Origin of the sequence: Phormidium sp. CCY1219, assembly GCF_035615515.1 — a bacterium.
Taxonomy (GTDB): domain Bacteria; phylum Cyanobacteriota; class Cyanobacteriia; order Cyanobacteriales; family Laspinemataceae; genus CCY1219.
In genome coordinates this window covers 11158-36378 of the sequence record NZ_JAJENT010000734.1, presented here as the reverse complement: position 1 = coordinate 36378, position 25221 = coordinate 11158, and the positions used below count along the sequence as shown (strand labels likewise).

Annotated in this window: 24 protein-coding genes and 1 pseudogene; 13 read left to right on the top strand and 12 right to left on the bottom strand. The window is 49.0% G+C overall.

What is annotated here, in order from left to right; all coding sequences use genetic code 11:
- Window positions 1–191 precede the first annotated feature (191 nt).
- The 3 genes from LKK83_RS22205 to LKK83_RS22195 all read right to left on the bottom strand — a co-directional run bounded on the left by LKK83_RS22205 (window position 192) and on the right by LKK83_RS22195 (window position 4969).
- Entirely contained in the window at window positions 192–1988 is a 1797-nt protein-coding gene (locus tag LKK83_RS22205; RefSeq protein ID WP_324633538.1) for an EAL domain-containing response regulator, read from the bottom strand.
- A 194-nt stretch (window positions 1989–2182) separates the two neighbouring features.
- Window positions 2183–2905: an ATP-binding response regulator gene (locus LKK83_RS22200; RefSeq protein WP_324633537.1), complete on the bottom strand. Its 723-nt coding sequence runs from the start codon at window positions 2903–2905 to the stop codon at window positions 2183–2185.
- A 327-nt stretch (window positions 2906–3232) separates the two neighbouring features.
- Window positions 3233–4969, bottom strand: a complete 1737-nt coding sequence (locus tag LKK83_RS22195) for a putative bifunctional diguanylate cyclase/phosphodiesterase (protein ID WP_324633536.1) — start codon at window positions 4967–4969, stop codon at window positions 3233–3235.
- 374 nt (window positions 4970–5343) lie between these two features.
- Between LKK83_RS22195 and petN the strand changes: the two genes are divergently transcribed.
- Window positions 5344–5433 carry a cytochrome b6-f complex subunit PetN gene (gene petN / locus LKK83_RS22190; protein WP_324633534.1) on the top strand — a complete coding sequence of 30 codons (90 nt, stop codon included), beginning with the start codon at window positions 5344–5346 and terminating at the stop codon, window positions 5431–5433.
- A 136-nt stretch (window positions 5434–5569) separates the two neighbouring features.
- Window positions 5570–6170 (top strand): annotated as a pseudogene (locus LKK83_RS22185) (DJ-1/PfpI family protein).
- 115 nt (window positions 6171–6285) lie between these two features.
- On the opposite strand, the gene LKK83_RS22180 reads toward LKK83_RS22185, so the two are convergent.
- A complete protein-coding gene (locus LKK83_RS22180) occupies window positions 6286–6519 on the bottom strand; it encodes a hypothetical protein (protein WP_324633533.1) in 234 nt (77 codons plus the stop codon).
- Between the two features lie 224 nt (window positions 6520–6743).
- Here LKK83_RS22180 and LKK83_RS22175 point away from each other — a divergent pair, with 224 nt between their 5' ends.
- From LKK83_RS22175 to LKK83_RS22155, 5 genes are all read left to right on the top strand, one after another.
- Window positions 6744–7184: a dTDP-4-dehydrorhamnose 3,5-epimerase gene (locus LKK83_RS22175; protein WP_324633532.1), complete on the top strand. Its 441-nt coding sequence runs from the start codon at window positions 6744–6746 to the stop codon at window positions 7182–7184.
- A 2-nt stretch (window positions 7185–7186) separates the two neighbouring features.
- Entirely contained in the window at window positions 7187–7408 is a 222-nt protein-coding gene (locus LKK83_RS22170; RefSeq protein ID WP_324633531.1) for a DUF167 domain-containing protein, read from the top strand.
- 272 nt (window positions 7409–7680) lie between these two features.
- A complete protein-coding gene (locus LKK83_RS22165) occupies window positions 7681–8496 on the top strand; it encodes an ABC transporter permease (protein WP_442957355.1) in 816 nt (271 codons plus the stop codon).
- Window positions 8497–8708: 212 nt separating this feature from the next.
- On the top strand, window positions 8709–9473 hold the full coding sequence (locus LKK83_RS22160) for a hypothetical protein (RefSeq protein WP_324633530.1): 765 nt from the start codon (window positions 8709–8711) through the stop codon (window positions 9471–9473).
- 19 nt (window positions 9474–9492) lie between these two features.
- The gene (locus LKK83_RS22155) at window positions 9493–10692 is read left to right on the top strand and encodes a DNA cytosine methyltransferase (RefSeq protein ID WP_324633529.1); all 1200 of its coding nucleotides are present in this window, start codon (window positions 9493–9495) and stop codon (window positions 10690–10692) included.
- 74 nt (window positions 10693–10766) lie between these two features.
- Here LKK83_RS22155 and LKK83_RS22150 read toward each other — a convergent pair whose 3' ends face one another.
- Complete coding sequence (locus LKK83_RS22150; RefSeq protein WP_324633547.1) at window positions 10767–11132, bottom strand: phage holin family protein; 366 nt, start codon at window positions 11130–11132, stop codon at window positions 10767–10769.
- Between the two features lie 348 nt (window positions 11133–11480).
- Window positions 11481–12302: an energy-coupling factor ABC transporter ATP-binding protein gene (locus tag LKK83_RS22145; protein ID WP_324633527.1), complete on the bottom strand. Its 822-nt coding sequence runs from the start codon at window positions 12300–12302 to the stop codon at window positions 11481–11483.
- A gap of 63 nt (window positions 12303–12365) precedes the next feature.
- On the opposite strand from LKK83_RS22145, the gene LKK83_RS22140 reads away from it, so the two are divergent.
- A complete protein-coding gene (locus LKK83_RS22140) occupies window positions 12366–13337 on the top strand; it encodes an ion transporter (RefSeq protein ID WP_324633526.1) in 972 nt (323 codons plus the stop codon).
- A 124-nt stretch (window positions 13338–13461) separates the two neighbouring features.
- Here the strand turns inward: LKK83_RS22140 and cbiQ are convergent, their stop codons facing one another.
- The 4 genes from cbiQ to LKK83_RS22120 all read right to left on the bottom strand — a co-directional run bounded on the left by cbiQ (window position 13462) and on the right by LKK83_RS22120 (window position 16489).
- Window positions 13462–14229, bottom strand: a complete 768-nt coding sequence (gene cbiQ / locus LKK83_RS22135) for a cobalt ECF transporter T component CbiQ (protein WP_324633525.1) — start codon at window positions 14227–14229, stop codon at window positions 13462–13464.
- A complete protein-coding gene (gene cbiM / locus LKK83_RS22130; protein WP_324633524.1) occupies window positions 14226–14873 on the bottom strand; it encodes a cobalt transporter CbiM in 648 nt (215 codons plus the stop codon). The genes cbiQ and cbiM overlap by 4 nt, the downstream gene beginning before the upstream one ends.
- A 135-nt stretch (window positions 14874–15008) precedes the next feature.
- On the bottom strand, window positions 15009–15587 hold the full coding sequence (locus LKK83_RS22125; RefSeq protein ID WP_324633523.1) for a carboxypeptidase-like regulatory domain-containing protein: 579 nt from the start codon (window positions 15585–15587) through the stop codon (window positions 15009–15011).
- A gap of 14 nt (window positions 15588–15601) precedes the next feature.
- Window positions 15602–16489 carry a DUF4382 domain-containing protein gene (locus tag LKK83_RS22120; protein WP_324633522.1) on the bottom strand — a complete coding sequence of 296 codons (888 nt, stop codon included), beginning with the start codon at window positions 16487–16489 and terminating at the stop codon, window positions 15602–15604.
- Between the two features lie 749 nt (window positions 16490–17238).
- On the opposite strand from LKK83_RS22120, the gene LKK83_RS22115 reads away from it, so the two are divergent.
- From LKK83_RS22115 to LKK83_RS22095, 5 genes are all read left to right on the top strand, one after another.
- Complete coding sequence (locus LKK83_RS22115; RefSeq protein WP_324633521.1) at window positions 17239–17673, top strand: ferritin-like domain-containing protein; 435 nt, start codon at window positions 17239–17241, stop codon at window positions 17671–17673.
- Window positions 17674–17942: 269 nt separating this feature from the next.
- Window positions 17943–18377: a ferritin-like domain-containing protein gene (locus LKK83_RS22110; RefSeq protein ID WP_324633546.1), complete on the top strand. Its 435-nt coding sequence runs from the start codon at window positions 17943–17945 to the stop codon at window positions 18375–18377.
- A gap of 71 nt (window positions 18378–18448) precedes the next feature.
- The gene (locus tag LKK83_RS22105; protein ID WP_324633545.1) at window positions 18449–19381 is read left to right on the top strand and encodes an FTR1 family iron permease; all 933 of its coding nucleotides are present in this window, start codon (window positions 18449–18451) and stop codon (window positions 19379–19381) included.
- 4 nt (window positions 19382–19385) lie between these two features.
- A complete protein-coding gene (locus LKK83_RS22100) occupies window positions 19386–20180 on the top strand; it encodes an MOSC domain-containing protein (protein WP_324633520.1) in 795 nt (264 codons plus the stop codon).
- Between the two features lie 191 nt (window positions 20181–20371).
- Complete coding sequence (locus LKK83_RS22095) at window positions 20372–20839, top strand: hypothetical protein (protein WP_324633519.1); 468 nt, start codon at window positions 20372–20374, stop codon at window positions 20837–20839.
- Window positions 20840–20868: 29 nt separating this feature from the next.
- Here LKK83_RS22095 and LKK83_RS22090 read toward each other — a convergent pair whose 3' ends face one another.
- Window positions 20869–21867: a hypothetical protein gene (locus tag LKK83_RS22090; RefSeq protein ID WP_324633518.1), complete on the bottom strand. Its 999-nt coding sequence runs from the start codon at window positions 21865–21867 to the stop codon at window positions 20869–20871.
- Window positions 21868–22102: 235 nt separating this feature from the next.
- The gene (gene polA / locus LKK83_RS22085) at window positions 22103–25033 is read right to left on the bottom strand and encodes a DNA polymerase I (RefSeq protein ID WP_324633516.1); all 2931 of its coding nucleotides are present in this window, start codon (window positions 25031–25033) and stop codon (window positions 22103–22105) included.
- Window positions 25034–25221 lie beyond the last annotated feature (188 nt).

Here is a 25221-nt window from a genome sequence, read left to right as displayed (position 1 = left end):
TAAAGTGATTTGGCGGGCAACTCGCGCCGTTTTTGCTAGCCGAGGCGATCGCGATCGCGATCGCCCGTTTGAACAATTACTTCCCGGTTTTCGAGCGTTTGCGGCTAAATTGAGAGCCTCCTTCCTTGCTTTTCACAGCACAATTCACAGCAGTGCTTTGCCAGGGCGATCGCGATCGCGGCGAGGTTCCACTATCTCGATTGTACGGGAATCACCGCCATGCGATCGCCGTTGGCCAGCATGGCTTCAAATTCCGCCGCACTCACGGGACGGCTAAACAAATACCCTTGCATTTTGTCGCAATTTTTCTCGCACAAGTAAGCCAGTTCTGGTTCGGTTTCCACTCCCTCTGCTATCACTTTCAAATTTAAACAATGCGCCATTTGGATAATCGCATTCGTCAGCGCCGTATTGGTAGAATTTCTCGGAATATTTTGCACGAAGCAGCGGTCAATCTTTAACGTATCAAATGGAAATTGCTGCAAGTAACTTAACGAAGAATATCCCGTGCCAAAATCATCCAGACTAATCGAAAATCCCAAGGCTTTTAATTTTTTCAATTTCTCTATTGTTTCTGCCACATTTTGCACCAATATGGTTTCCGTTAGTTCTAATTCCAGCCACCTTGGATCTAAGTCAATTTCTCGGACAATTCGCGCCAAGTTTTGGCTGAAATCCGGTAAATTGAACTGTCGTAAGGAAAGGTTTACAGCAATTCGCACCGATGGCAACCCAGCGCTTTGCCAGCGTCGGACTTGTTCGCAGGCAGTTCGTAACACCAATTCCCCTAGGGGCATAATTAAGCCAGTTTCCTCAGCTAAAGGAATAAATTTTCCCGGAGAAATGAGTCCTTTTTCCGGATGCTGCCAACGAACCAACGCTTCTGCACTGACAATTTTGCCGGTTTCTAAAGACACCACCGGTTGATAGTACACCACAAATTCAGAGCGTTCTAACCCATAGCGCAGATTCGCTTCCAAAATCAGATCTTCGAGTTGGGAGGTTTCGATCTCGCGGGTGTAAAACTGATATTGATTGCCGCCGAGTTGCTTGGCATGGGACATGGCAACATTGGCATTTTTCATCAACGGATCGATGCCATCGCCATCCTGGGGATAACGACTAATGCCGATGCTGGCAGTGAGAAAGATTTCGTGACCATCTAGGCGAAAGGGTTGCGCGATGGTCTCGAGGAGAGTTTGGGCGAGCGGTAAGGAGGAATTTTCCGGGGACAAAGGGCGATCGCTCTGGGTTGGCTTCGGGGTTGCCGAACCGAGAATAATCCCAAATCGATCGGCATTCAATCGCGCTACTATATCGGTTTCTCCCAAGCACTGGAGTAACCGTTCTGCCACTTGTTGCAACAGGCGATCGGCGTCCCCTGGACCCACGGTTTTATTGATCCGACTAAATCGGTCTAACCCAATCACCAAAATCGGAATTGTCTGATTTTTAGCTGCCGCGCGATCGCGAATCTGATAAAATTGCTCTCGCAGCAACAGTTGATTCGGAAGTTGAGTCAGTCCATCATAATGAATCGCTGTATTGAGCTGCGCTTCCACCTGTTGCAAAGAGGCCATTAAGCGGTTTTTTTCCCGCGCATATCCCCCATACATGGCGGCATGTTTTGCCAGTCTGGCTTCAATGGCTCCCAGCAATTCTTTCCGCCGAAACGGTTTGGTTAAATAATCATCCGCGCCTTGGTTCATCCCTTCGCGAATGTCGGTTTTTTCCCCTTTTGCCGTGAGAAAAATAAACGGGATCGTTGCCGTTGCCGGATTATTTCGCACTGCACTCAGTACGCCATATCCATCCAGTTCTGGCATCATCACGTCGCACAGAATCAAATCGGGAACCTGTTGCTGGGCTAATTGCACTCCCAGGTGACCGTTTGGAGCGCCAATCGCCACAAAATCAACCGTGTCTAAAATCTCTAAAATGTTGTTTCGGACTAATTCTTCGTCTTCTATCACTAAAATTTTTTTCATATTCATTCCTCGTTCGAACGCTCGATATTTGCCATGCCTTCGAGAACCTGGATTGACGGGAAGTGATTTAGGCGATTCGCAAAAAAATTATTTTGCTGCAATCTTCTCCTCGGTTTAGACGGTGTTCTCTCGATATTAGCATTTTATTTTCCTCGGATATCCTTTTCCCTATTCCCCAGCAAGCATTGCCAGGGTTACGGAGCCTTTGACCCATCTTTTCTCTGGCCGGTAATTAAATTAAACTGACGTAACAGTTTAAAATTCTCTACCGTCAGTAAATCCTGCAATTCCGACACTTGATTGATCAGATTAATCTCCCGATCGAATTCTTCCTGCAAAATCTCTAAATAGCGATCGCGCGAAACATCCGTGGGCGTGCTTTTTAGCATGTGAATGGCCAGATTAATCTTAGAAAGAGGATTTCGCAAGTCTTCGATCAGCTTTTTCAACAGTTCCTCTTTCGTATTATTCAATTGCTCGAGTTCGTGCATTTTGCTCTGTAGTCCCTCGGCGCGTTGGCGCTGGCTCTCGTACTGCTGCATAACGAGCGCTTTTTTCACCAACCGAGAGTCGATCGCTTCGAGCAGTTCTTTACGTCGAAACGGTTTAGTGATATAATCATCAGCTCCTAAATTCATTCCCTGACGTAAATCTGTTTGTTCGGCTTTTGCAGTAAGAAAAATAAACGGAATCGTCGCCGTCACCGATTCTTCGCGCAGTTTGGCCAAGACCTCGTGCCCGTCGAGTCCGGGCATCATAATGTCGCATAAAATCAAATCTGGCAAATGTTTCTTCGCCAGTTCTATGCCGATGGCACCATTTTCGGCTCCAATCCCTTGAAACCCTCCGCCTTCGAGGATTTCTAAAATATTGGTTAACACGGCTTGTTCGTCTTCAATGACCAAAATGGTTTTCATGGCGTTTGCTCCGGTTGACTAATAACAGGGTGAGGATAACCGCCCTTCTCAGACAAGACTTCTCTTTTTACTTTTTTTACTGTAATCTGTTCCCTGCTTTCGGGCGATCGCGAATGACCTCAACACTACAAATTTGGAGACCTCAAGGAGGTACATCCACCCTCGGATCTCAAGGCGATCGATGAGGGCCATTGGGGTCTGACACCACCGGAGGCCACCCCAACCTCCGGGGCAAGGGAAGCGACAAAAATTGCCAACATTGAATGATCTCTCCCGAACTCGCCGCACTCGCGGCGCAGCAAAAGCCCCAGTACCCTTGGGAGTGCATCACGGAATCGGCAAGCGCTTCCCACCATCCAATAACTTTTGAAACTCCTGAGCCGGTAAAGGTCTGCTATATAAATAGCCTTGCATGGCGTTACAGTGATGTTCGCACAGAAACTTCAGTTCGGTGTCGGTTTCTACCCCTTCGGCGATGGTTTGCAAATTTAGCGATCGCGCCATTTGCAAAATCGCTTCGGTCAAGGCCGCATTTTTCGGGTTGCTGCTTAATTCGCGCACGAAGCAGCGATCGATTTTCAACGTATCAAAGGGCAGTTTTTGCAAATAACTTAAGGACGAATATCCCGTGCCAAAATCGTCAATGGAGACCTGTATCCCCAACTCGCGGATTTCCTGAAACCGGGCAATGGTGGCATCGATGTTTTGCACCACCATCGTTTCGGTTAATTCTAATTCCAACCATTGCGCTTCGAGTTCGGTCTGCTCTAATATCTCGATTAAACGCTGTTTGAGCTGGGACTGGCTGAATTGCCGACCGCTGAGGTTTACTGCAATTCGCAGGGGATCGAAGCCGGTATCGCGCCACGCTTTGGCTTGCAAGCACGCGGTTTTTAGCACCCACTCTCCCAAGGGAATAATCAATCCGGTTTCTTCGGCGAGGGGAATAAATGACGCCGGGGAAATGATGCCGCGTTCGGGATGCTGCCAGCGCACTAAGGCTTCTGCACCAATAATCTGCCCGCTGCTCAAATTCACCTGGGGCTGATAGTACACCTCAAATTCTTCTCGTTCGATCGCATATCGCAAGTTGGTCTCGAGGGTGAGTCTTTCGGGAGCAGAAATCTGTAGCTGCGGTCTGTAAAATTCATATTGATTCCCGCCTTGCTCTCTGGCGGCAAACATGGCGGTTTCGGCATGGGCGATCGGGGTGTCGATCTCGGTGCCATCTCGAGGATACAGGCTAATGCCAATACTGGCACTGAGAAATATTTCTTGGCCGTTAATAATAAACGGGATGGATAAACTATTGAGTAGAATCTGGGGAATATTGGCAGCCGCGTCCTCTCTCTCCACCGGGTTCAAAATTAAGGCAAATTGATCCGCACTCAAGCGGGCGATAAAGTCTTCGCTACCGATGCAAGTGGCGAGTCGCGAGGCGATCGCCCGCAATAAGCGATCGCCGTTGCTCGGCCCTAAGCTTTCGTTGATTCGATTGAACCGATCGATGTCCACGCAAACAATCGGCACCAGTTTATCCCGATCCCCATTCCGGGCAAATTCCTCTGCGATCTGGTGCAATCGCGATCGCAATTGCCGCTGGTTCGGTAGTCCGGTGATTTCGTCGGTGTTGAGCAACTGGTTGAGCTGCGCTTCGAGTTCTTTGGTCCTTGAGCTATAGCGTTGCTCTACGGCGTTTTGTTTCTTCAACCGGGTGGCGATCGCACACAGCAGCTCGTCTCGACTAAATGGCTTGGTTAAATAATCATCTGCCCCTAACTCCATTCCTTGTCGCCAGTCGGTTCGACTGGCTTTGGCGGTGAGAAAAATAAACGGGATAATCGCCGTCACCGGATCCTTTCTCAATTCACTGAGGACGCCGTAGCCATCTAATTGCGGCATCATTACGTCGCATAAAATTAAATCGGGACTCTCTTCCCGGGCAAGCTGCACCCCATAACGGCCATTGTCTGCTTCAATCGCATCGAAATCCTCTGCATCGAGCAGTTCCATGATATTGGAGCGCACGGAGTCTTCGTCTTCAATCACTAAAATCTTTGTCATGGTCAATACGGTTTAGGGTACTGAGCGCAATAGCATCCATCCCGACGGGTAAAAAAAGTTGAAAGTGTTTGGTCAACCATCTACAATGCGGGCTAATGGAATGTCGATCGTTTCATGGGTAAGGGTTTTTACCTCTGGAGATGTTTCTATTTTGACAGGCTCTGTGGCAAAATCCTGGTTTCGGTTAAAACTGGCCTGTTGCTCTATGTTCCCCTACATCTGCCCTCTGTGACCAGTGCGATCGCTCCTCCAGAAGGTATCTGCTTCTCCCCGCCTTTCCCTCAATTGCCTCTGCTTGGGTGAACTGCGCGCCACTTTGACCTATCATTAAAAGTTGAAAATCGCTAGTTATCATTCACTCAAAGATCGCAACTATGGATATTCTCAGTGTGGGTTGGGCCGCTATTCTGGCTGTGTTCACTTTCTCGATTACGATGGTGGTTTGGGGTCGCAACGGTTTCTAAACCCTTTGCCGTTCGCCCAGGGACTCGTTCCCATCTCTACCACGGACAACTTTAAAATAGAGCAGGCTGACTTGCCCCCCGGTAAGTCAGCTTTGTTGTATCTGCAATGGCCTTACATTCATTCGGAGGGATAAATATGGCTGAAAAACTCATTCTAATGATAGTCGGGGATTTTGTGGAAGATTATGAGGTGATGGTTCCCTTCCAAGCCCTACAAATGGTGGGCCATACGGTGGATGCGGTCTGCCCCGACAAGAAGGCAGGGGATCTGGTTCGCACTGCGGTTCACGATTTTGAGGGCGACCAGACCTATAGCGAAAAACCGGGTCACAATTTTGCCCTGAATGCGACCTTCGATGCGGTGGATCCGGCGCGTTACGATGCTTTGGTTATCCCTGGCGGTCGCGCCCCGGAATACCTTCGCCTCAATCAAAAGGTCCTGGACATGACTCGCCATTTTGCTGATGCAAATAAGCCGATCGCGGCCATCTGTCACGGGTTGCAACTGTTGGCGGCGGCGGGAGTCCTCCAAGGCAAACGCTGCACGGCTTATCCGGCTTGCGGTCCGGAGGTCTCTCTGGCTGGGGGCGAGTATGTGGAAACGCCGGTCGATCGCGCGGTGGTGGATGGCAATCTGGTGACGGCCCCGGCTTGGCCGGCTCATCCGGCTTGGTTGGCTGAGTTTCTCTGCTGTTTTGGGCACGAAAATCGAACACCGGGAAATGGCTGAGGTTTAGCTGTCTTCCTCCCACCCTCTCCCCGGTTCTGTGCCGATTGGCTTTAACGTTCTACCCACGCCCTAGCTGACCCTGGGGCGGTTTTTTTGCGGCGGATTTTCCCGGGGGAATTGGCTCAAAACCAGTTCCACCAAGAGGCGAGCATTCTCCAAAAGCGATCGCCTACCAGGGCAGATAGTATGCCGCAACTCAATGCAAGAATCGCGATCGTCAACAGCGCACCGCCAATGGTCATCCCATCCCATACGAAAAATATGGCAATGAAGGTGCCTACTAGCCCCCCGACTCCAAACCGCACGCTAATCTGAAACCCGTCGGGGCGGCGTTTGGGATCCCTATTTTGGCTCATGGGACGTCATCCCTTGTTTTTTAAAAGAATGTGGCCGAGTTGATTTCTCCTGAACTTAGCATTTGCTGGCGGTTTTGCCTACTACTTTCTGAAGATTCTCGGCTAAATGCAGTCTCCTATACCATATTTTTGTCATTACGGTTATTAACTTTACAAAAGTTTAATAAAAATTTGTTAATAATAGATGATATAGCGCCACTTATCTGTGAAGAGGACTCTTAAATATGGCTTTAAATACGCAAATTGAAATCCGCCATCTGGAATCGATGACTTCGGGCACTACGGAGTTTTATACCCCGCACTCGAGTCACGAGACGATGTTAGTTCAGGTGCGATCGCGCGCCGTGGAAGATTTATTCGTGCATCGCTTTCAAACAGATCAACTGCTGGTGGTGCGCGGCAGTTTTGTGTTAGTAGTATTGCAGAATCGCCGATATCAGTACATTCCCCTAAGCGATCGCTGTGGCAAGGTGGTCACCATTCCTCCCGGCGTGGTTCACAGCGCGATTAATTTAAACGACGAACCTTGTTTGATGGTTAATGCGGTCCTGCGACAGGGTTCCCCCCACCCCAAGGATTATCGTCCCCTGAAACCCCCGATTCCTTACGATTTGACCGCCGCTCGTAGGGCATTGGATCGGCTTAATCTTACCGCGATCGGTTAATTATGCCCCTATTAAACGTTAAAGTTAAACCCAATTCCAAACAACAAAATATCTCCGAAGAACCCGATGGCACTCTGACAATCCGTCTCAAATCTCCCCCAGTGGATGGCAAGGCTAATGCCGAGTTAATTAAACTGTTGTCCAAACGCTTCAATGTGCCTAAATCTCAAATTACCATTAAGTCCGGTTTGTCCTCCAAAAACAAACTCATCGAATTGCCTTAATTCCACTGGCGTTGCTGGTGCGCTTTCACGGGTAGGCTGGGCAACGAGTTGCTTACCCTACAGCTCCGGCAAAGCAATTTGTGCATTGCATAATTCTCCTGCCTGACCCATCCGCTTCATTCATTATACCCGCTGCCCCTTTTTTTGTCAATCGGTTCCGGCAACAATTTTCCGCCGCAGATTGCAAATTCACAATACTATATTGGCCAAAAAATGATACATTACAAACCGCAAAGAAAAAAATAACCGAACCCTATTTTGAAACAGACATCGTGGAATCTTTAACCTCCCAATTCACCAACCCCACCGCCAACCCCTCGCCAATGTCCACCATTTGGCAAGATAGTCTCACCGTTTTATGGGGAGATTGGCTAGATTTGCGCGTGCGGATCGTGCAAGTTGCCGCATCGGGACTCGTATCGCCACTAATTTACATTCTCGCCTTTGGGTTGGGGTTGGGAAGCACCATTAGCCCCGCAATGGGTAACAGTTACTTAGAATTCATGCTCCCGGGAATGGTTGCTCTGTCTTCCATGACGATTAGTTTTGCCGGTACCGTCTTTTCCATTTGCGGCGAAAGACTGTTTACCAAAAACTTTGAAGAAATGCTACTGCTACCAATCCATCCCCTGGCATTGTACCTCGGTAAAATGATGGCCGGTATTTTGCGCGGGTTGATGACCTCCGGTTCGGTTTTGCTCGTGGCAATTGTATTTACCGGGAAAATTTGGAGCTTTCTCAACCCCTTATTCTTGCTGGTTTTGCTCTTCAATTGCGCCGTATTTTCCGGGTTGGGCGTGCTGGTTGGATTGAACGTCAAATCCCTGGAAAGTGTGGGAATTTACAATAATTTTATCATCGTTCCCATGTCATTTTTAGGGGCGACGTTCTTTGAGCCCGCACAGCTTCCGGCGGCGCTTAAAAGTCTGGTTTACTTACTTCCGCTCACCTATACCAGTATCGGTTTGCGTGCTGCTGCTTATCAGGGGTTAGAGAATTTTCCCTGGTACAGTATTGCGGTGTTACTCGGCGGCACCATTGTGCTTTCGATTCTCGGGGCGAAGAAGTTTGCCAACCAACAAGATTAGATTGGGTTGCAGAATGGTTTTCTTTCCCAGACGCAGGTCTGGGAATGTTTTTTCGCGCCACTGCTGCATTTTTCCCGGTGCAATGTTGAGGGCGATCGCCGATCGGGCATGTTCGCGAGGTGGAGGGATTCCCTGAGCTGTTAAATTGCTGTATATTGGAGAAAGCCTGCAAGCAGAGCAAATAAAGTGGGGTTTTTAGAGAAAAATGTAAAATGAGTCAGCAACAACTAAGTTACAGCAGCGTGGACATCTTTCTGGCGTGCCATAATGCGATCGCCCAAAAAGTTTTAATTCAGCGCGTAAGCCGGAAAGACAAAGAATTTCACTTTCAAAATTGGTTTGAGGAAAGGCTGAAAGAAGCGACCATTGACTACGAGCAACAAGGCCGCAATTCTTACCCGGATTTTACCCTAGTTGAAACGGCGGAAGGATATGAAGTTAAAGGTCTAGGTTTCCCTGGTCGAGAGGCAGATTACGATTGCAATAGTCAAGTGCCTATTGGCTATCATAACGGTAGAGTCATTTACTATGTCTTTGGAAGCTATTCTTCAGCAGCTACGGAGAATGAGTATCCAGTCATCGATTTGGTCATCTGTCATGGTGACTTTTTAAATGCCGATCGCGAGTACGTTCACAAAAATAAAAGTTTTACCGGTTTTGGCAGTTACGGCGACCTAAAAATTCGCGATCGCAAAATGTACATTGCGCCAACTCCTTACGGACTTGTTAGAGGAGCAGATCGCCAAATTACCCTAATTCTACCCGAGTATTATGGCCGCGATTCGAGGCTAGAAGTGGTGGGACAACTGACTCGTGTAGAAGCCGATCGCCTTGTTATCGGCTATTCCTTCGATTTGACCACCAACCAGCTAACTCCTCGTTACCAATCTAACCCTTCAGCAGGCCAGATTCATTCTTTTATCGCCTATAGAGCCAAGGGAATAGGTGGGCCGACTGTCGCTTTGAAAAATTCGTAAATCACAATTCAAATTATCCATGAATAATTCACCCAAATCATTATTGCCCAATCTTGCTTCCAATCCAGGCTATTCCGTTCTCAGTTTATTTTCCGGTGCTGGGGGACTGGATTTAGGATTTGAAGCAGAGGGATTTCAGCTTCGAGAAGCCATTGATATTAATCCGTGGTGCGTGAAAACCCTGCGGGAAAACCGTCCGCAATGGAAGATAATTTTAGATGACGTTCGGAGTTATTCTCCGCAACTCAAAGAAGCCCCGGATGTGCTATTAGCGGGAGTTCCTTGTCAGGGATTTTCCCTAGGCGGAAATCGTCAAGAAGCCGATCGCCGAAATCTGCTTTATAAAGAAGTGATTCGCATCGCCACGCTTTGCCAGCCTCGGGTGGTGTTAATTGAAAACGTGCTGAACTTGAGAACCATGCGATCGCCCGAGACCAATTTACCCTTTGCCGAGCAAATTGTCAAGGAACTCAACCAAATTGGCTATCGAGTTTTTTTCGATGTATTTAAGGTTTGTCATTACGGCGTCCCCCAAACCCGCAGGCGTTTTATTTTTATCGGATTTCGAGATAATCCACCGGCGGACTATCATTTACCGCAACCCGGGGCGATCGCCACAATTCGAGAATTTATCGACGATTTAGCGGGAGAAAGCCCCATCCAACTCCCCAATCACAATCCACAATGGGGATTTAACAGTAAAGTTCATGTAGAAACGGGAAATCCAGTTAATATAGAGGAAGAAGTGCTGCCCGTTCGCTTATCGAGAACCGCATCGGATGGGTACCCGATTCGCTCTTTCGATGCGCCTTTTCCGGCGGTGGATACGGCGACAATTTGGGGATGGGCGCAGGGAAATGTGGTGGCGCGACGCTCTCCGAAAAATAAAATGCCCGGTGATTCTGTCTGCAATTCTAACCCCAATATTTTGTTGTGGCGGATTGAAGCATCGCGAATTCGCGCCTTTACCCATCGAGAATATGCGCGATTGCAAACCTTCCCGGATGATTGGGTGTTTTGCGGGAGGAATAAGCGGGACATTCAACAGCAAATTGGCAATGCAGTGCCGATAAATTTTGCGCGGGTGTTGGCACAGAATGTGAAACAAGCTTTAACATCAATAGATGAAGGGGAGTGCTTTTCCTCTGAGAAAAAGAAGCGATCGCCCGAGACTTGCACCCAAAAAAGCCCGGAGTTCGTTCAACTATCCTTGTTTTGAGGGAAAATTAAGGCGATCGCTTCTGGCTAGCAACTCTTAAACCCTTCAAACTCCTGCGGTTACTCAACATTCCCTTACAGGTTGAGCGATGCTAACAGGTGAAACAAAATCGAGTTAACAATTCCGAGGGCGATCGCGCCGAGAACCGCACTGAGAATTCCCAAGCGCAAGCGAAACCCGGAAACTAACCAAGCTGCTAACCCAAAGATAATCGTGTTTAAAAGAACCGCCCACAATCCCAAGGTGATGGTATTGGTCAGTTTAAACAGAGTGATACCTTTGAGCAGCGGTAACAGAAATGCATTCAATAATCCAAAAACCGCAGCGGAAACCAGGGCTTTTGGGAACCCATCGATTTCCACGCCAATCGGAATTTTAGAAATCAAGAACAAGCTCACCGCCGTCACCAACCAGGTGATGACAATCTGAACGATATTCATCGGAATTGTCATAGAAGTCATTGATGTGCCTCCTGTGAATCTGTTAAAGTGTGGATCCGCAAGCAGACTGAGAAGTTCTGCTTCCTACACCAGCTTTTCTGCGTCTGCGGTAGGGTTCGGGATCCGGGGGAAAATTCGTTGACGGATATAGCGACGAATTCCGCTGAATTCCAGTTTCTTTTTTTCTCCGAGAGGAAGAAATTGCCGGGAATAAATTCCGGAAATAAACAGAGTTTTTCCGGAACTTCGCGACCAGCAAATCTTGCAGGAAAAAGTATCCAAATTAGCCCCCGTAGGCGGGCTAGGTGCGACTTTAGCCCTACCCTTCTAGAGTGCGGGTCTTTTGTTCTATCCGCGAGAATTGCGGTGATGAGGGGTGAGGGAATGGGGTTTTTCTAACCCATGCGCTGCCATTAATTGGGTATCTGCCATAATTTCCTCGGGAGTGCCGGTGGCGATAATACGTCCTTCATCCATGAGAATCACCCGATCGCAAACATCCAAAATCAGTTCTAAATCGTGAGCGGAAATGAGGACTGTTTCTTGGGATGCTTGTAAAAATTCGATCAGGCGACGACGCGATCGCAAATCCAAATTCGCACTAGGTTCGTCGTAAATCACCACTTGCGGGTGCATCGCCAGTACACCGGCGATCGCCACCATTCGCTTTTGTCCTCCCGATAGATGATGCGGCGCGCGATTTTTCAGGGCGGAGACTCCGGTCAATTCTAATACAGCGCTGACGCGGTTTTCCACCTCCGATTCCGATAATCCCATATTTTGAGGACCAAATGCCACATCATCCCATACCGAGGCACAAAATAATTGATCGTTGGGATTTTGAAACACCAATCCCACCTCGGGACGAAACTCTCCCGCAACCACCGGTTTATCGAATAAACGAATATCTCCTGCGTTGGGGGTTAATACGCCGCAAATGGATAAAAATAAGGTAGTTTTTCCCGCACCATTGGCCCCGATCGCGCCCACCCGTTCTCCTGCCATAATTGTTAGGCTCACATCCTGCAAAACATTGGGTTTGTCGGGATAGGAAAAGCACACTCCCGCGATCGCGATCGCCGTTTGGGGCGAATTGCCGCTTCGATTTTCCCGGTTGGTCACCTTGTCGGGTTGCCCTGGGGGAAAGCCAGGTTGGGTCGATTTTTCCATCTGATATGATACCATTTCCAAATATTACCGTCAATTTTTTTCTCGTTCTGAGCCAGAGGTCAGATGAGTCCATCCCTTAAATCCCGAGTGTATCAAATTTTAGAATCCTCCGACCCCAACGATATTTTCAGTCAGTTTGACGATTGGTTTGTCAGCGGTTTAGTAATTCTCGACGTCACCACCTTTATTTTAGGAACCTCCGACTACATCACCGCTCATTTCCACCTGTTTGTAGAAGAAGTCCAATATTTTTCTGTTACCAGCTTTACAATTCTCTATTTCTTGCAACTGTGGTCTTGTACCGCCGATCCTCGCTACGCCGATCCGGTATGGGGCAGACTGCGCTATGCCATGACGCCCTTAGCGATTATCGATTTAATCGCCATTTTGCCCTTTTACTTGCGCTGGCTTTTTCCCCACATGCTGCTGTTCAAAAATAGCAATATCTTTCGCGTCTTGCGTCTGCTGAAGCTGATTCGCTACTCAGAAGCCTTGCAAAGCATCGTTCGAGTAATAAACTCCAAACGACAGCAGCTCATTATGACCTTATTTACCGTGGCAATTTTATTAATTTTTGCCTCCAGCGTCATGTTCTTTGCCGAAAGTCAAGAGCAACCGGAAGCATTCCCCAGCATTCCCGCCGCAATGTGGTGGGGAGTGGTAACATTAACCACCGTGGGATATGGCGATATTTATCCGGTGACGGCAATTGGCAAATTATTCGGCGCACTCTTGGCGTTTATCGGGATTGGATTGTTTGCGTTACCGGCGGGGATAGTTGCCGCCGGCTTTTCTGAGGAAATCCAGCGAAAAAATCGCCAAACTATCGAGGAGTTTGCCGCCATTTCCACCCCGTGGACGCCAGAAGAAAAAGAAGCGATCGCCTCCCATTTGGAACGCTCTTCCGAACTGATGCAACTCTGCCTAGAAACCGCCAAAAACAAGTTTAGCAATAGTGTAGAAAGCGAAGAAACTATCCGGGATTTAGCCATTGTCCTTTACCGCAACGCTACGGATAGATTTCATTTGCATTAATAGGAATATGGGACAAAATAACCCGCAACTATGACTGGTTTGCCCCTGGGGTTTACGCCTCCGCGAAGCTACCGCCTCTCCGACCAGTTATTCCCCCGATAAAACCAATTAATTCCCCGATTTTTCAAGCAACCAATAACAATTCTGCTCCAATAAAACTGGCAGCAAGTGTTATAATAAATAACAAAGCGATCGCATCGGCTTTCCGCACCGGAGAGCGGGTGTTAGTTGCCACGGCTTCGCCGTAACCGCGCAGTCGCATGGCTTGATAAATCCGCTCGGATTGTTCGTAACTTTGTACCAAAAGGGTGCCGGCGAGGGAGGCGAAAATACTTAACGTGCGGCGGTTTATGGTACTGGGACGAAAGCCGCGCAAGCGCATGGCAGTTTGCATGGTTTTCAAGCGATCGCCCACTTCAAATAAATAGCGATAAAATAACAACATCATATCGGCTAAAATCGGAGAAAGACCCAGCGATCGCATGGCTTTGAGCATGGTTAAAAACTCAGCAGTTCCAAACAACACCAAAGCCAAGGTCATAATAGCCAAAAACCGGGAACCAATCAACACTACCGCCAAACTTCCCTCGGTATAAACCGACAAAATCCCCAATTTAAACCATATGGTTTCACCGGAGACAAAGGGCAACAACACCACCAGACCCATCAGAAAAAAACCCGGATAGCGCAACCGCCCCATCCAATAGGTGACGGGCAGTTTGGACAGGGCATAAATGCCCGCCGTCACCCCCAGCATGGCTGGAATTAACTGCCAATTTTCCACAAAGGCAAAGGCGAAAATTAACCCCATCAAACCAATCAGCTTGCATCGCGGTTCCCATCGGTGGAGGGGGGAATCTAAATGAGCGTAATCGTCTAACCCAAATTTCATCTTTGACCCCGAATCAGTTCTGGTTTCACGCGCTTGAGAAACGCCACCAACATTGCAGTAAATGCCCCTTCAATGACCATTAACGGAATATGGGCGAGGGTTAAAGCGTAAATTGCATTGGTTTCTGTCTCGGCGTTGGTTCCGCCCTCAAGGGTGGAAATGACGAGGAAAAAAAAGACGATCGCTGCCATTCCCAATCCCACAGCACCGGCGACAAATGCAAAAGCACTGGTGACGAATTCTCCCACCCGGCGTCCTAACACAAATCGAAGTTGAAAAATCTGGTAGGCGAGCAATGCAGGAATTCCCATCATGGTAGCATTTACGCCTAAGGTGGTCAATCCGCCATGTCCGAACATCACCGCCTGAAAGAATAACCCAATCAGAATAGCGGGAAAGGCATAATATCCCAACACAGTGCCTAACAGTCCATTGAGGATTAAATGAACGCTGGCGGGAGGGACGGGAATGTGAATCCAAGAGGCGACAAAAAAGGCAGCGGTTAGTAAAGAAGCTTTGGGAATTTCGGCTTGAGGATTTTTATCTCCCTTGATTTTTCGCAGAGAATACCAGGTAGCGGCGCAGGTTGTGGCATAACCGGCCACGCAAATACCTGCAGGAAGAATACCGTCGGGAATGTGCATTTAAGGATTGACCAAACGACTGATAGGACTTAGTTTATCAATTGTGACATACAAGAGGCAGAGGCTCGGGGGGTGAGTTCCCAGGCAGAGCCTAGGAACAAGCGATTTTCTACAAAGTGAGAATCCGGGGATTTCTCAATTTTCAGTGCTGAATTCTTCATTCGCGGGGTTGACCCCCGGGTGATGACGGCGACGGGAGAAAAACAGAGCTGTGCCCACGAAGCCCCAAATGCCAGAGGCAATGGTTAATCCAGTTTGCATGGGCGTCAGACCGGTGCTACCTTTGACCGCTTGGGCGGCGATCGCGGGAGTTTCCGGTTCCTGCGCCCCTGCACCCACCTCCGCCTCTGCGGGTGGCGCGATCGCGATATTGAGCAGATTTCCGTGACCGGCGTGGCGAACCCTCACCGCCCAATTGCCCCACTGTGCCGGATCCGGGGCGAAGATAAAGCGACCTTGGTTGTCGGTAGTGCCTTGCAACCAAGGCTCAGTGGGGTCTTCCGGGGCATACACCGTCACTTGGGCATTAGCCATTGGTTCGCCGCTATCGAACTTGGCATCGATCGCGATCGCTTGGGTCATTTCATAATCGATCTTCACCCCATGCGATCGGGCCGGGAGGGCGCGCCACGCCACATCTGACGCCCACAGCACACAGGCGCAGCACAAGATCCACCCACCTTTGCCCCAAGCTTGCATAAATCCGCCCTTCATTACTCAAAAACCCCTTAAACAGACTCCGACTGGTGACAATGCCCTTCTCCGACATGTCCCAGAGAGGGCATAATTTCCTGCAGTTGGCGATATTCCGACTCGGAAAGTGCTTGCTGCAGTTGCCCCATATCCATATTAACCTCGCCATCGGTGGCTAGATTGGCCAGTGGCTCAAATCCTAACGCACCGGTATTGATCTCGTCATCCGGCGGTGCGGATCCGTCGCCAAAAATATGGTCGAAGTGGAATGTCGCCTCCAACTCGCCGGCGTCTCCAGGTTTGACAAACCCTTTGCGTTCGTCTCCGACAAACTCGCCACAACTAAATGTCATTTCTTCGTCCAGCTTCAGGGTGAAATTCACCGTTTCGCCGTCTTTTTCCGCCGTCCCTATCATCACCAACGGATAGCCGCTAGCCGGTCCAGAATTGGCTTTTGTCATTTTCCACGACAGGGCATTGTATTGTCCGGGAGGCGCGGGCACTTGCGCCACTAAAATCGGTTCGGCGTTTTCATCTCCTTGGGCTAAATCTACGGTTTTCGCTTCGCTGAGGCTGACTTTTTCTTGCCCTTTAATCTCGCCACCCGCTTGCGCGTCATAGGGGGGATCGGTTTGGTAAGCGTCGATTGCGGCAAGATTGACATAAACGTGGTCAAAGGTAATATTCCAGCCATCTTTGGAGACAAAGCCTTGGCGGACGAAATCCTCGCCATTGGCTACGATGTTTAGGGTTCCCATTTCGCCGCTGGCGCTGGTGGAAGTGGTGTCGGTTTGCCCGGTACTCTCCCCAACCGCTTCGACGTTCCCCGTCTGGGCTTCCGGGGTTCCCCCTTGGGCGCAGCCCAATAGGGTGGTTGAACTCAGCAGCCCTAGGCTGGCTAGAATAACAAGCTGTTTTTTCATCTAAATCCTCCGGTAGTTTGGAATCCAGGTAACTGACTTCGGTGCCAGAAAACCGCGCGATCGCGCCTGTGGGGTGGTGATTCTTGGTGGCAATGCGATCGCAACCCCAGGGTTGCCACCGCAAAGTGCATTAACACATAGGAAAGCGCTTTTTTTGGAAATTGACAATGCCCCCGCCGGGGATAAAATCCGGTTGAATTTAGCTCGAAATCTACAGTATGACCGAGGTATAGAGTTTTTTTACCCTATATTTTTTCCAGGCAACTTCTCTTTTTTATCGTTTCGTTTCCTTAACACAGTATTCCCACGGCAAATCCTAATTTTTCCTAAAATTTCGCCCCACAGTTGTGGTACTTTGCCTCCAGATAAAATGACCAACTGGCAATGATTTACAGGAAATCTCCCCTTTGCCTCCCTATGGGTTATTGCTGGATTTGACCCCGAAAGGATAAGGATTGCAAATGGTAGCCAAAACTCTGCCTTTGGGTATAGAAGCGATCCAGCAAGTGGGTGGGCGCGCCAATTCCCAGCGCCACAGTTTAATCCCTCCATCCCATTGCTCTTTTTTGACGATCGTCCTCCCCCCCCCAGGTTCTCTCGAACCGCCAATCCTTCTCCCCTACGCCCCACCCCCTCCCAGGGCGCAAATTGCAAGTTAATAACACAACTTCAGCTCACCCCCTTGAGATAAAATCCAAAAAATGCTCCAATAGGAATAAACACGCTCTAAAATTGATTACTTCTGGACCATGAAAGAACTCGACGTCAAAAAAACCATCGATCTGCTCAACAAAATTATGGAATTTGAGCTGGCGGGTGTGGTGCGCTATACCCATTATTCCCTGATGGTCACCGGACCGAATCGAATTCCGATTGTGACTTTCTTTCAACAACAAGCCACCGAATCTCTCACCCACGCCCAACAAGTGGGAGAAATTGTCACCGGTTTAGAAGGACATCCCAGCCTTCATATCGCCCCGATTGAGGAAACCTATCAGCATTCGGTACGCGATATTTTAGCCGAAAGTCTCCATCACGAGAAAAAAGCTCTGGATATGTATAAAGAACTGCTGGAAACCGTAGAAGATGCCAGCGTTTATCTAGAAGAATTTGCCCGCCAGCAAATCGGACAAGAAGAAATGCACAACTTGGAAATTAAAAAAATGTTGCGCGATTTTAGTTAAATTTCGCTCATTGGTCATTGGTCGTTGGTCATGGGGTAACAGGTAACAGGTCATTGGTCATGGGGTAACAGTTCATGGGGTAACAGGTAACAGGTCACGGGTCACTGGTCACAGGTACTCCCTCAAAGGACAAAGGACCGATGACCAATGACAAAGGGCCAATGAATAATGACAAAAGGCCAATGACAAAGGTATCAGTCGATTCAAAACGGGATGGCGATCGCCGATAAACTAATCCCACAGACTTCTGAACTATGGGTGATAAAACCATGAAAGAACTCGACGTCAAAAAAACCATCGAATTGCTCAATCGGATTATGGAATTTGAGCTGGCGGGTGTGGTGCGCTATACCCATTATTCCCTGATGGTCACCGGACCGAATCGGATTCCGATTGTAGACTTTTTTAAAGCGCAGGCGAGTGAATCCCTCCTCCACGCGCAACAAGTGGGCGAAATTCTCACGGGGTTAGATGGACATCCGACCCTACAGATTGCCCCAATGGAAGAAAGCGATCGCCATTCCGTGGGAGATATTCTCGCCGAAAGTCTCGACCACGAAAAAACCGCCCTCAGTCTTTATAAAGAATTGCTCGACATCGTAAAAGATGCCAGCATTTATCTGGAAGAATTCATCCGCACCATGATTGGGACAGAAGAAATGCATACCTTAGAATTGAAAAAAATGTTGCGCGATTTTGGTTAATGGTCTCGCCATCGTAGGGTGGGCACTTCCCACCCTACCACTGAAATTGTTCAAATTTCTCTTAACAAATGATAGAATTTAGTGCTGCATTACCGACATTTCTCGTCACCCTCCGAGAAGGGGTGGAAGCTGCTCTGGTGGTAGGTATCGTACTGGCGTGCTTGAAAAAAGCCGAACAAAGCCAACTCAATCCCTGGGTTTACTTGGGCGTGGGGGTGGGAATTGTTGCTAGTGCGTTGGTGGGGGTATTGTTAGGCTGGGGTCTGCAAGCCGTGGGGGCTTCGGATATGGTTTATGCGCCGGCAATTAAACCGATGCTAGAGGCGGTATTTTGCGCGGTGGCGATCGCCATGTTGAGTTGGATGCTGATTTGGATGACCCAACAAGCCAAATCCCTGAAAGGCGAAATCGAAGGTGCGGTGAATGCGGCGATGACAGACAATCCCACCCGCGCCGGATGGGGAGTTTTCCTGTTAATTTTTATCGCCGTGTTGCGCGAAGGATTTGAAACCGTGCTGTTTATCGTGGCTAAATTCGAGCAAGGAATCGCACCGGCTTTCGGGGCATTAATTGGATTAGCCGGGGCGGCGGGAATTGGCGTATTGCTGTTTAAATGGGGGGTAAAAATCAACATTCGGTTATTTTTCCAAATCATGGGCGTGCTGTTGCTGCTCATCGTTTCCGGTTTGGTAATTTCTACGCTGAAAAATGCCAATGCGGCGGCGACAATTTTGGCAAATATCGACCCCCAATTTGCGAATTTATGTATGAGTGGGTCGGATTCTTGTATTTTAGGGCCGCTGGTGTGGGATGCGCGAAATTTTTTACCGGACGATCGCTTTCCCGGAATTTTGCTGAAAGCGTTATTTGGCTATCGCGCCCAGCTTTATTTGGCACAAGTGGTCAGTTACTTGGTCTTTTTGCTCGCCGCCGGGGGCTTGTATTTCCAAAGCATTACTGGGGGTATGCTTAAGACTGAGCGATCGCTGGAAAGTGGGGGGTAAAACAATGAGTATCGCTACTGTAAAGCAGTTATTTACCTATCCGATTAAAGGGCTGACCCCGCAAGCAATCGATCGCGTTTTTCTCGAAGTCGGGCATGGAATTCGCGGCGATCGCGCCTTCGCCCTAATGTTCGTGGATGGCGCACAATCCCCGGATATTGTGCCCTGGATGAGCAAAGGCAAATTTGCCGTGCAAAACGACTGGCCCGGATTAGCCGCACTGGATTGTCACTACGATAGTAGCGACGATATCCTGACGGTGCGCGCTGGCGGGGCGAGGTTACTGCAGGCACAGACGGGCACCCCCGAAGGGCGCGATCGCATCAGTGCCTTTTTTACCGGCTATCTCGCCTCCTTGCACCCCACCCCCGAAGCGCGCCATCCCCAGCGATCGCCCTTGCATCTCGTGGGTACCCGCACCGGCGACACCCGCTATCCCGATCGCGAACCCGTTCATATTTCTTTACTGAGTGAGGCCACGTTACAGGACTTAAGTGATGCAAGCGGTCAACCCGCAGACGTGCGGCGGTTTCGGCCAAACGTCCTGCTAGAAGGCGTTCCAGCCTGGGAAGAATTTAACTGGGTCGGCCAGCAGTTTCACTTAGGTGATGCAACTGTGGCGATTACCGCGCGGATCGGGCGCTGTCCCAATATCGAAGTCAATCCGGATACCGGCGATCGCGATTTGCCTCTGTTACCCTTGTTGCAAGAAAAATACGGACATCTACAAACCGGGGTTCTGGCAAAAATCCTCACCCCCGGTAAGGTGGCAATTTCCGATACCTTGAGGATGATTTAATTCGCCTCCCTTGCGAGTGCGAGAGCTTCACCGCCCCGAAGTGCGAGCTTGAAGCTCGCACTCTCATCACAGTTGTAGAAAAATAATATGAGAATGGGCAGTATATTTCATCTGAGAACATCTCTCCCCCGATAGATGACAATTCCCGAATATTGCAGTTCAATGAGGAAGCAAAGATAACCGATAAAATCATGAAATTATCTCAAGTCTTCCGTTTTGAAATTGCGATCGCCGCTCTTGCCCTTTCTGGCGCGATCGCCGCCTGTAATGCGCCAATGGAAACCGAAAGCGAAATGAATGCTTCCCCCGGACCCACCGCAGAAGAGGTAGAACGAGAAACCGAAGAAGCGATCGGCACCACCGCCAACTATACCCAAGCAGAAATCAACCAATACATCGAACAAACCGAACGACAAATCGCCACCTATGACGAACGCATCGCGCAATTGGAAGCAAGAGCAGAAACCCTCGGCGCGCAGGCGCAAGCGGAACTCGAAGCAGAAATTGCCCAGCTAGAAAGACAGCAAGAAGAACTAGAAATACAGTTAGCACAACTGCGTTCCGCCAGTTCCGATGCTTGGGGCGAAATCCAAATCGGAATCGATGCAGCAATCAAAGATTTAGACAGCGCCTTAGAGCGCGCCGAATCTCAATTTTAAACCTTCTTTCCGCTTCAGTGCAGTAGCAATTACCCCGCCGCCCGCTCTTCCTCCTCTCCTGCACTTACCCGCTTTCTAAACCAGTTAAAAAACCGCTCCAATTGTCTTTCATCCACGATATCTGCCACATTCATGGTATGCAGATAACCGTATCGAGAAAAATAGATTCCCAAACGGTGGATTTCATGGTTTGGCGGCGCGCCATCGATTTTCGCCACCCGATGTAAAAGATATTGAAACATTAACTTGTGAAAATAATCGCTCGTTAACGCCAGTTTATTTGCGGTTTTGACTTCCACCAACATATCATCGATCGCTAAATCCGCATCCGCACCGCCCACCAATGCCGAACCCCTACCAAATGTGGGATTGAGCAACATCATTTCCTCGGCGTGGAATTTATCGAAATCCACCAAAGCAATTAATTGTTTTAAATCCTCCATATCTTTCAGATTGAGAATGCCCGTATTTTTATCAATTTTCCCCACCCGGTAAATCGGGTCTAACTGTGCCAGAAACAAACAAGATTTTAGCAGACTATCGGTTAATTCCCCAGTTTTGAGAAATAAAAAATAATTCTCCTTGGCTTTTGCCATGATAAAATCAGCCTGCCTTTCCAAGCGCGTGCAAATATTGACAAATTCTTCTCGATTGCGGGCAATGCCTTTCTTGACCAGATATTTACAAATATGTTGCGTCTGGGGCATCACTTTTAACAGGCGATCGCCCTCCACTTCCGTTAGCTTATCTGGCGCTAACTCCTCTTCCTCAATCGAACTCACCAACATTTTTAGCTCGCGCAGCAACCCCAGGGAAACTTCCGCAATCCACTTGCGCGAATTCGCCTTCGGATTTCTAAATTCCAGATAAAATCGCAGTAAATAATCGAACGCCGTGGCAACCAGGGCATAATGTTTCGTCAATGCCGGCGCAAGCGGATTGCTTTTCACTTTCAGTTTGGGCACCGGAAACTCTTGCCGAAATTTTTCTTTTACATCTTTCTGGTATAATAACGACGTCATACTCATAAAATTAATCTCCAACGATTCTCATTCAACTGGTTGATAGGCAAATCCTCCCTATCCATCGGCTAATCACATGATGCGACCCTTAATGTTTTCCGGGCACACCAGACAACACTTTCGCCATTCATCATACCACAAAACCCAGGGCAAAAACGCTCCCCCTACAGACATAAAATTCGTTGAAGAAGTAATCGGTGTGGTGGGCAATGCCCACCCTACAGTTAAATTGAGCAACGGGTTATTTTGCTTCCATCCAATTGTCCCCAGCGTGAATATCCACCACCAAGGGCACACTTAACGACACGGCGTTTTCCATCGTGGATTTAATTTTAGGTTGCAGTTCCTCCCATTCATCCCGAGGAATTTCAAACACTAATTCATCGTGAACTTGCAGCAACAACCGGGCGCGATAGTCTTGCAAAAGTTGGTGCATTTTCACCATTGCTACTTTAATAATATCCGCACTAGAACCTTGAATCGGTGCATTCGCCGCCGCCCGCAAGTTTTGTGCGTCTCGCGCTGACAGTTTTTTCCTTACTTCCGGGGAAATATCACTGGGATCGGTGCCTTGAAGTTCGCGCAGTTTTTTATCTTCAAATTCAAAATAGCGACGACGCCCGAAGAGGGTTTCCACAAATCCTTGCGCGATCGCCTGATTTTCCAACCCATCCAAATACTCGAACACCTTTTCATAACGCTCGTAAAAGCGATCGATAAACTCCTTTCCTTCCTTCGTCGTTTTCCCGATCGCCCGGGCAAAACGCACCGAACCCATCCCATAAATCACCCCAAAATTGATAGTTTTCCCCATCCGTTTTTCTTCTGGCGTCACGGTTTCCTTTTCAAACAACAGTTTCGCCGTGACGCTATGCACGTCTTGATTATTGCGATACGCCTCCAACAAAACCGGTTCTTGACTTAAATGCGCCAAAATCCGCAACTCGATTTGCGAATAATCCGCCGATACCAATCGCCACTCCGGTTCTGGCAAAAATGCTTTGCGAATTTGTCGCGAAAACTCCGTTCTAATCGGAATATTCTGCAAATTCGGATTAGAAGAAGATAACCTTCCCGTTGCTGTCGCCGTTTGATTGAAATCCGTATGCACCCGCCCGGTATCCTGGCGCACTATCTGCGGTAGGGCATCCACATAGGTAGATTTTAACTTCGAGAGGGTACGATATTCGGTGATTTTGTCAATAATCGGATGATCGCCTTGCAGTCTTTCCAATACCCCTGCATCGGTAGAGTAACCCGTCTTAGTTTTGCGAGATTTTTTGCGATTCAAGCCGAGTTTTTTAAATAAAATCTCGCTCAATTGTTTCGGCGAACCTAAATTAAATTTTTCTCCCGCCTTCTCATACGCTTGCCCTTCGATGTCTTGCAGTTGGCTTTGAATCTGTTGTGAGAGTTCGTTTAAATACTCTGTATCGATACGAATTCCCCTGTATTCCATCTCGGCTAAAACCGCTTCGAGGGGCTGTTCGATATCCAGCAGCAATTGATGGAGTTTTGGGTTTTCTTCCAGCTTCGCACGCAATATCGGCAGGAGTTTATATGTAGTATAGCAATCCAGGCCGCAGTAGTTGGCGATGGTGGGAATATCCACGATGGCGATGGTTTCGCCTTTGGGAATTCGCAAGTCCTTATAACTGAGCGCCGCAACCGAGAGATACTTCTCGGACAACTGGCTGAGACTGTGGCTATTCGTGGGATTGAGTACGTAACTGGCAAGCATGGTATCGAACACCACCCCCGCCAACTCGATGCCCTGACAGCGCAGCACCAAACGGTCGAATTTCGCATTGTGCAAGGCTTTCGGATAGGCGCTGCTTTCTAAGATAGGACGCAGAGCCTCGATAACCGTGGCTAACTCCAGGGTGGTTCCCCGGTGATGGGCGATGGGAATATAGGCAACTTCGGATTTCTCGCTTCCCCAACAGCACCCGATACCCACCAGATCCGCATCGCGCGGTTCTAAATCCGTGGTTTCTGTATCCCAAGCCACCGGGTGGGCTGGATCTTGACAGGTTTTGAGCTGGGTGACTAAGGCTTCTAGCTTTTGTGCGGTGTCGATGATGCGCGGGGCGATCGCAGGCTCTTCTTTTGCTTTTTCCCGGGCGGCGGCTTCGGTTTCGGCGGCACTCCAAAACCCAGTCTCCTCGTCGTCAGAAACCGCACTGGCGCGTTCCGTCTCCCTTTCTTCGCTTGTTCCGCCAAAGCGCTGCTGCAGTTGCTTGACTTTCGGCAAAAATGACTTAAATTCTAACTTCTCCAAAATCGGAATCAGTTGCGCTTCGTTAAATCCTTCGAGCTTACAGGTTTCTAAGTCAATATCTAAGGGAACATTGCAGACAATGCGAGCCAGATGTTGCGAGCGATCGGCGTCTTCTTTGCCGGTTTCGAGCTTTTTGCGGTTCGCACCTTTGATGTCTTCTAGAGACTCGTAAATGTTCTCCAGGGAACCGTAAGTGCTGAGCAATTTGACGGCGGTTTTATCGCCAATTCCTTTCACCCCGGGAATGTTATCCGAGGGATCGCCGCAAAGGGCTTTATAATCGACCACAAGTGCGGGGGGAATGCCCATTTTTTCTCGCACCTCTTCGTCGGTAAATTCTTGGTAGCTGGCGAAGGCGGAATGACCAAAAAAGGATCCGCGCCTGAGATAGAGGACGCTGATATGTTTGCTGTCGTCTACTAGTTGAAAGAGGTCGCGATCGCCGCTGAGAATTTTCACCTGATGTCCGGCGCTGCTGGCCCGCATCGCCAAGGTCCCCAACACATCATCCGCCTCGTAGCCTTCCGCTGTGACGATGGGAACGTTAAAGCCGGCGAGCAGTTCTTGCAGGTGTTCCAGGTCCACGAGCAAGTCTTCTGGGGTTTCCGGGCGATCGCTTTTATAGGTGGCGTCGGCTTCGTGGCGAAAGGTGGGTAAACCCAGGTCAAAGGCGATCGCCAAATATTGCGGCTCCTGCGCCGCCATCACCTCGATCAGGGACTTGAGAAATCCAAAGCACGCGCTGGTGGGAATTCCCGTGGAGGTCCTCAACCCCCCATCGCGGCTTTTGGCTAATGCATGATACGAGCGAAAGGCCAAGGAATGACCGTCCACTAAAATAAATGTAGGAGAATTTGCCGACACGTTTGAGTTATCCCCAGCAAAAGACATCGTTTTTTATTGTATCGGTTTCTCCACCGGGGTCTGCGGCGCGATCGCCCTAGCTGGTGGGACGCAATGGCAAATTTTGCCCTCCATAAAAAAATAGGATAGGCTGAGAGCCTATCCTACGGGCGATCGTAATGCTTCAAGAGTCATAGAACATTCCACTTGCAAGCAGCTTTTTTAAATTTCCCCGC